Origin of the sequence: Vibrio thalassae, assembly GCF_900089835.1 — a bacterium.
Classification (GTDB): domain Bacteria; phylum Pseudomonadota; class Gammaproteobacteria; order Enterobacterales; family Vibrionaceae; genus Vibrio; species Vibrio thalassae.
Map to the genome: position 1 here is coordinate 1 of NZ_OANU01000096.1, position 1,537 is coordinate 1,537.

The 1,537-nt window shown below is 44.4% G+C and carries 1 protein-coding gene; it reads left to right on the forward strand.

The genetic code is table 11. The features are described from left to right. The first annotated feature begins 6 nt into the window (after positions 1-6). A protein-coding gene (locus VTH8203_RS18990) for an IS3 family transposase (RefSeq protein ID WP_096995050.1) occupies positions 7-1,502 on the forward strand; the annotation gives its coding sequence in 2 pieces (ribosomal slippage) (positions 7-418 and positions 418-1,502; 1,497 coding nt in all). Positions 1,503-1,537: the final 35 nt, after the last annotated feature.

A 1,537-nucleotide genomic window follows, 5' to 3' on the forward strand; every position in this document is an offset into this window, starting at 1 on the left:
GCAACTATTCGCAGGTTTGTTGAAAGTGGTTTATCCTTGCGGGAGTTTGCAGATAATGAAGGTATGCATATCTCTACTCTGCACGATTGGAAGAATAAGTATTTAGAAGTAGCCCCATCAATGCCAAGCAGTACCTCACCAGATAAATGGTCACCAGAACAAAAGTTTTCTGTTGTACTTGAAACCGCCACGCTCTCTGAAATAGAACTCAGTGAATACTGTCGTGAAAAAGGCCTATTCCCTGAGCAGGTCTTAGAGTGGAAGCAAGCTTGTATTGCGGGCAACCAAACTCAAGCGGAGCAAAAAAAGCAGCTCTCTCAAGAACGCAAAGCCGATAAGTTGGAAATTAAAAAGCTTCAAAAAGAGCTCCAAAGAAAAGAGTCTGCGTTAGCTGAAACTGCTGCATTACTGGTTTTAAGAAAAAAGTTCAATGCCTACTGGGGCGAAGACGAGGACAGTTAACCTCCCTCTCAGATAGGCAATATTATGTCAGTATCGTAGAAGAAGCGGTTAACGCAGGGGCAACCAGGGAAAAAGCTTGTAACACCATTGGGCTCACTATACGCACTCTACAAAGGTGGACGCAAAGTGGCCAAGTATTACCCGACAAAAGGCCGACAGCAATAAGACCTGAGCCAAAAAACAAGCTTAGTGAAGCTGAAAGACAAACAATACTGACCATCAGTAATCAAAAAGAATATGCTGACTTGGCCCCAAGTCAGATAGTCCCTCAGCTTGCTGATAAAGGCGTGTATATCGCATCAGAATCAAGCTTTTACCGTGTGCTTAAAGAGAACAATCAACTTAAGCATCGTGGTCGAGCAAAGCCAAGCGGAAGTCTAGTTAGGCCGGAGAGTTACACGGCTACTGCAGCTAATCAGGTCTGGACTTGGGATATATCCTATTGCCCATCAACTGTTAGAGGTCTGTTTTACTACTTATATATGATAGTAGACATCTACAGCCGGAAAATAGTGGGGTGGGAAGTGCATGTGTGTGAATCTGGCGAGTACGCGTCACAGCTTCTAGAAAGAGCTCTGTGGTCAGAAAAGTCAGTACGTAATGATGTAGTCCTGCACTCTGATAATGGTAGCCCGATGAAGTGTTTAACCATGCAAGCAAAGATGCTGGAAATGGGGGTTATAGGGTCACGAAGTCGACCAGGTGTAAGTAATGACAACCCGTACTCGGAGTCTTTGTTTAGAACGGTAAAATACTGCCGTCGCTGGCCTAGTGAAGGCTTTAAAAGCTTAGATGAAGCCAGAGCTTGGGTCCGTGACTTTGTGTACTGGTACAACAATGAGCATAGGCATAGTCGAATTAAGTTCGTGACCCCAGTTCAACGCCATAATGGAGAGGATAGTACCATCTTAGCTAAGCGCAAAGAGCTTTATAAACAAGCGAGAGCAGCCAACCCACAGCGGTGGTCAAACGAATCTAGAAACTGGGATGAAGTTGGTGAAGTTAAGCTAAATCCTGAAAGGCAGAAAGAAGCTGCTTAAAAAATTAAAGGCGACAACTACCTTGAAAAACGCCG